The sequence below is a fragment of the Moorena sp. SIO2C4 genome (assembly GCF_010672485.1).
In the GTDB taxonomy this organism is placed as follows: domain Bacteria; phylum Cyanobacteriota; class Cyanobacteriia; order Cyanobacteriales; family Coleofasciculaceae; genus Moorena; species Moorena producens.
In genome coordinates, this window is sequence record NZ_JAAHGN010000434.1 from 1 (window position 1) to 6016 (window position 6016).

The 6016-nt window shown below is 45.0% G+C and carries 3 protein-coding genes; 1 reads left to right on the top strand and 2 read right to left on the bottom strand.

Going from position 1 to position 6016, the window contains the following annotated elements; all coding sequences use genetic code 11:
• Nucleotides 1-835: 835 nt before the first annotated feature.
• Nucleotides 836-1033, bottom strand: coding sequence for a heavy-metal-associated domain-containing protein (locus tag F6K20_RS21190; RefSeq protein ID WP_008181598.1), 198 nt, complete (start codon nucleotides 1031-1033; stop codon nucleotides 836-838).
• 1375 nt (nucleotides 1034-2408) lie between these two features.
• Nucleotides 2409-2645 (bottom strand): hypothetical protein, encoded by a 237-nt coding sequence (locus F6K20_RS21195; RefSeq protein ID WP_287265707.1) that lies wholly within the window; start codon nucleotides 2643-2645, stop codon nucleotides 2409-2411.
• 164 nt (nucleotides 2646-2809) lie between these two features.
• Here F6K20_RS21195 and alaS point away from each other — a divergent pair, with 164 nt between their 5' ends.
• Entirely contained in the window at nucleotides 2810-5440 is a 2631-nt protein-coding gene (gene alaS / locus F6K20_RS21200) for an alanine--tRNA ligase (RefSeq protein WP_287295936.1), read from the top strand.
• Nucleotides 5441-6016: the final 576 nt, after the last annotated feature.

The window sequence follows — 6016 nt, forward strand, 5'->3', positions numbered from 1 at the left end:
TTCTGTAGCACCTCAAGTAGCGTGCGCATTAGCTGATACGCGACACGCTGATACGCGACACGCTGATAGCTGATACGCGACACGCTGATAGCTGAATACTTACATATACATTAATGATGTATTGTCGAAGTGCGGCTCGTTCCAACTAGGAGCCTTTAGAAAATAAAGGGCCATTGAAATCACACTAGCTTACCAAAAAATTTGGGTAATCGCGCCCCGTCCTTATAGGAGACGCGCGCCTCAGAGTTAAGAAGCATTTATTGGGAGCAGGCTATGAGCAAAAGGGTTAAAACTTATTAATTAAGGCTTCTTAACTCTTACGGTAGGCTTTTTGTTAAATTAAGACTTGACGGTTTTTTCGCATCGTGTTAAGATAAAAACCTAACGAAAAAAACAATTAATGTTCTAGATAAACATGATATTAAAATAAGTAGATGATGTAAAAAATCAGCTAAGATATCAGCTTATTGCATCATCAAATTCTTAGATTTGGAGATCTCCGAAAACATAAGATCAAGAAAAAGTTTATCTAACTTGTTAACTAGATTAGGTACGGTGGGGTTAGAAGTTACCTTAATCAGAGGGTCGCCTTTATAGTTAGTCGGCGCTTGTGTAAAAAGTTTTAACCTTTTTTATTAAGGCGACCCTCTGATCAGGTTTCGTTTCCGGCACACCGAAACCTAGGTCATAGACCAAATACGCTTGGGTCGAATCCACCTCTATTTTTCCTGGCTCCGGCAAGGGTTTTACAAGTCACCCCGTTGAACGCGATCGCGTGGCCATAGGCCAAGCAAGAATCCCCGTCCTTCCAGGGCGGGGAGTGTCAATTGGTAGCTTACTCCACGCTGTGACCGACAGTCGTTATGATCTGTCTAATTGACTCTTCAGATGCTTCGGTTTCAACTCTAACCGTCTTTGATGTTACATCCACTGCGACTTTAGAATCTGGCTCCTGTTGGAGTATACCTTCGGTAATGGTCTTGGCACAGACATCACACGCAATACTGGGAACTTTTAACTGTACTACTGCCATAGTCAATACTCCATCAGTTTTTCTGACACCGGTTAATCAGCTTGCCCTTAAAGCTCGCAGCCCAAGGTAGCAATGTTAATCCTTACCAATAACTTAGATCGATTGACGACAATACTCAATGGGCCTAGCCAGGATTGACTAGACCCATTCGAGTGGAAAAAGACAAATTTTCAACGAGTTAACTTTCTGACTACCAGTTTTGAATCACTACTATGGTTGGCAAACTACACAGATACACCTAATACTAAATCTCACACAGTCGTGTCTTTCCGGACTTTGGTTTGGCTTACTCCAACCTCCGTTGGTTTCTCGCCACTTTTTGCTATGTTCGATTGGTGCCTACTGTGGCTGGGTCATAGACCGCTAGAAATCATCTTATCTATGCCCATTTAGTTTTTGGCTTCAGGTTTTTCTCTGAAGGATGACTTCCACTCTTTAAATCTAACACGGCCTTCTGGAGATTCCGAATACTTGTTGTTAAAGTTAATCAGTCTTTACAAACTGCAACGATTAGATTAAAAAGTATGAAGCATGTAGGGTCAAGGGTGAAGTGTTAATTGCTTTGTCAGCTATCAGCGTGTCGCTTATCAGCTATCAGTCATTGGCCAAGGGCTTTTCCCCAGACTTGAAATTATCATTAATCTCGAACTATGAAGCTGATGGCTGATAGCTGACGGCTGAATGCTTACATTTGATTAACTTTAATGGTACGGTACAGCAATCATTTCTAATGTGTCTGGGATTTCCCCAATACATTTCCCCAATACATTGCCCCAATACTCAAAGGGCCTAGCCAGGATTGACTAGACCCATTCGAGTGGAAAAAGACAAATTTTCAACGAGTTAACTTTCTGACTACCAGTTTTGAATCACTACTATGGTTGGCAAACTTCACAGATACACCTAATACTAAATCTCACACAGTCGTGTCTTTCCGGACTTTGGTTTGGCTTCCTCCAACTTCTGTTGGTTTCTCGCCACTTTTTGCTATGTTCGATTGGTGCCTACTGTGGCTGGGCTATAGACCGCTAGAAATCATCTTATCTATGCCCATTTGGTTTTTGGCTTCAGGTTTTTATCTGAAGGATGACTTCCACTCTTTAAAGCTAACACGACTTTCTGGAGATTACGAATACTTGTTGTTAAAGTTCAGGAGTCTTTACAAACTGCAACGATTAGATTAAGAAGATTGAAGGTTGAAGGTTGGAAGGTTGAAAGGTTGAAGGTTACAGGTTGAAGGTTACAGGTTACAGGTTACAGGTTACAGGTTACAGGTTAGATGTTGAAGGTTACAGGTTAGATGTTGAAGGTTACAGGTTACAGATTGCTAGTTATACATCCGGCTTTCAGTTGTTAAGCCTCTAATCTTCAACCATCAAACCTCCAACCTACCAACCTTCAACCTACCAACCTTCAACCTACCAACCTTCAACCTACCAACCTCCAACCTACCAACCTTCAACCTACCAACCTCCAACCTACCAACCTTCAACCTACCAACCTCCAACCTACCAACCTTCAACCTACCAACCTTCAACCTACCAACCTCCAACCTACCAACCTCCAACCTACCAACCTTCAACCTACCAACCTTCAACCTACCAACCTTCAACCATCAAACCTTCAAGCATCAACCATCAAAATGGGATGCTCAGCTCTCAAGGGTGGGCTTTCTAGCCAAGGTCTGTAACAATGGATCATAGGTAAATTAATAAATATAGCGATAGGGTTTTAATTACCATATGCCCATACCCTAAAGCTGACTTGTAGAGAACCATGCCCGATATCCCTAATTATTTGCGCGGTAACGAAATACGGCAAACTTTCCTCGATTTCTACTCCCAACGGCAACACCAGGTATTGCCAAGTGCTTCCCTAGTACCGGAAGACCCGACGGTGTTGCTGACAATTGCGGGAATGTTGCCGTTTAAACCGATTTTTCTAGGACAACGTCAGTCGGAATTCCCTCGCGCCACTACTGCCCAAAAATGTATCCGCAACAATGATATAGAGAATGTGGGACGCACGGCACGGCATCATACTTTTTTTGAGATGCTGGGGAATTTTAGTTTTGGGGATTATTTTAAGGAACAAGCGATCGCATGGGCATGGGAACTCTCTACAGAGGTATTTGGTTTGCCACCAGAACGCTTAGTCGTCAGTGTGTTTCGGGATGATGACGAAGCGTTTGCGATCTGGCGGGATAAAATTGGCATCCCAGCCTATCGCATCCAGCGCTTGGGTGAGGAGGATAATTATTGGAAATCGGGTCCGACCGGTCCGTGTGGTCCGTGTTCGGAAATTTACTACGATTTTCACCCAGAACTGGGAGACGAGAGCATTGACTTGGAAGATGATACCAGGTTTATTGAGTTCTATAACCTGGTATTCATGGAATACAACCAGGATGCGGAGGGTAATCGCACCCCGTTAGAGAAGCAAAATATTGATACGGGGATGGGACTGGAGAGGATGGCGCAAATCCTCCAGCAAGTGCCGAATAATTATGAAACTGATTTAATTTTCCCGATTGTAAAAACCGCAGCGGAAATTGCTGGGGTTAACTATAGCAAGAGTGATCAGAAGACGAAGGTTTCTCTGAAGGTTATTGGTGACCATATCCGGGCAATCGTTCATATGATCGCGGATGGGATTACGGCTTCTAACACCGGACGGGGTTATGTGTTGCGCCGTTTGCTGCGTCGAGTGGTGCGTCATGGCCGTTTGATTGGGATTGATGGGGAATTTACCTGGGAAGTGGCTCAAACAGCGATCGCATTATCTCAATCAGCTTATCCTAATGTCCGGGAACGGGAAAAGACTATCAAAGCTGAAATGCAGCGGGAAGAGTCTCAATTCCTGAAAACCCTGGAACGGGGTGAGAAGCTGCTAGCTGAGATTTTGGCCAAGAAGCCTAAGCAGATTTCTGGCACAGATGCGTTTACCCTCTATGATACCTATGGTTTCCCAGTGGAATTAACTGAGGAAATTGCTGAAGAACAGGGCTTAACGGTAGACCTCGATGGCTTCGAGGTGGAAATGGAACGGCAGCGGGAACGGGCTAGAGTTGCCCATGAAACGATTGATTTAACGGTACAGGGTAGCTTAGATCAGCTAGGGGAACAGATCGATAGCACAGCATTCCTTGGTTACACTGAACCCCAGTCCATGGCTAAGGTAGAGGCTTTGCTAGTTGATGGCAAGTCGGTGGAATCGGCTGGGGCTGGGAGTAAGGTCCAGGTGATTTTGGATCAGACCCCATTCTATGCGGAATCTGGGGGACAAATAGGCGATCGCGGTTATCTGTCTGGGGATTCGCTATTGGTTCGGATCGAAGATGTTCAGAAGGAATCGGATTTCTTTGTCCACTTCGGTACTGTGGAACGGGGAAATTTAGCGGTAGGCACAACAGTAACGGCTCAAATTGACCGGGCTTGTCGCCGTCGAGTTCAAGCTAACCATAGTGCGACTCATTTACTGCAAGCGGCTCTCAAAAAAATTGTTGACCCAAGCATCTCTCAGGCAGGCTCTTTGGTGGCTTTTGACCGTTTGCGCTTTGACTTCAATTGCCCTCGCGCTCTGACATCGGAAGAGTTAGAGCAAATCGAGGCACAAATTAATACTTGGATTAGTGAAGCCCATACCGCAGATGTGGAGGTGATGCCTTTGACAAAAGCTAAGGCTAAGGGGGCGACTGCTATGTTTGGGGAAAAGTATGGTTCGGAGGTCAGGGTGATTGATTTCCCTGGTGTCTCCATGGAATTGTGTGGTGGTACCCATGTCAACAATACTGCTGAGATTGGCGTGTTTAAGATTATCTCTTCCGCAGGGGTGGCGTCTGGGATTAGGCGGATAGAAGCAGTGGCTGGACCGGCGGTGCTGGATTATCTGAATGTGCGGGATAAGGTGGTTAAGGATTTATGCGATCGCTTTAAGGCACAACCGGAAGAGTTACCTGAGCGGATTAGTAATTTACAACAGGAACTCAAGGCTACTAATAAACAGTTAGATGCCCTCAAGCAACAACTGGCTTTGGCAAAATCTGACCAGTTGTTAGCGGAAGCTAAGTCTGTAGGTGAGTTCAAGGTTCTGGTTGCGAAGATGGAGGGAGTAGAACCAGAGGGCTTAAAAAGTGTTGCGCAACAGCTACAGCAGAAGCTGGGAGAAAGTGCAGTAGTGTTGGGTTCAGTGCCTAGCCCCGACAAGGTGAGTTTAGTGGCAGCCTTTAGTAAGGGTGTTAATCAGAAAGGCTTGCAGGCTGGGAAGTTTATTGGTGCGATCGCTAAAATTTGTGGTGGTGGTGGCGGTGGACGACCTAACTTGGCTCAAGCTGGTGGAAAAGATGGCAGTAAGTTAGGGGAAGCTCTTGATAGGGCGTTGGAACAGTTGTTGGAAGGGTTGCAGTAGTTTTGGACTGGGGGATCCCCCCTAACCCCCCTTAACAAGGGGGGGATTTGAAGAATAGTTGTATTTGTGCGATCGCTAACTAATTGCGATCGCGTAGCGGCTCTGTTCGCGTAGCGTGGCCTTTGGGCTTAAGAGCATCGCTGCGCAGTTTGCGATCGCTTTTTTATTGCGTTGCGTGTAGCGCTATATGTGCTGCCGAACAATTTAGTGCGTCAGTGCAATAGTTTTGTTTGAGCCACTGACCGACCGATCGTAATTGGTGAGTTAGTGCAATAGTTTTTTTAGCCCTTGCATGTTAATCCAATTTCGGTTAACATAATATGACCGCTGAGGCAATGGTTTCCCAGCCATGATAATTTACACCGCACAAGCGGCTGATTTAGTAGGTGTTTCTGCCAGTTGCCTGGGCTTCTTTATGAACAAGGGCAGAGTTAAAAGTATGCTTCGCACCACACTCGAAACTATTCTTCAAGAGAAGATATCGAGTGTAATGTATTGTTATACATTTTTATAAAAATTCCCTTTTTCCCCTACAAGCTTTGCTTAGCAAAAAATTGTAGCAATTATTATATACTA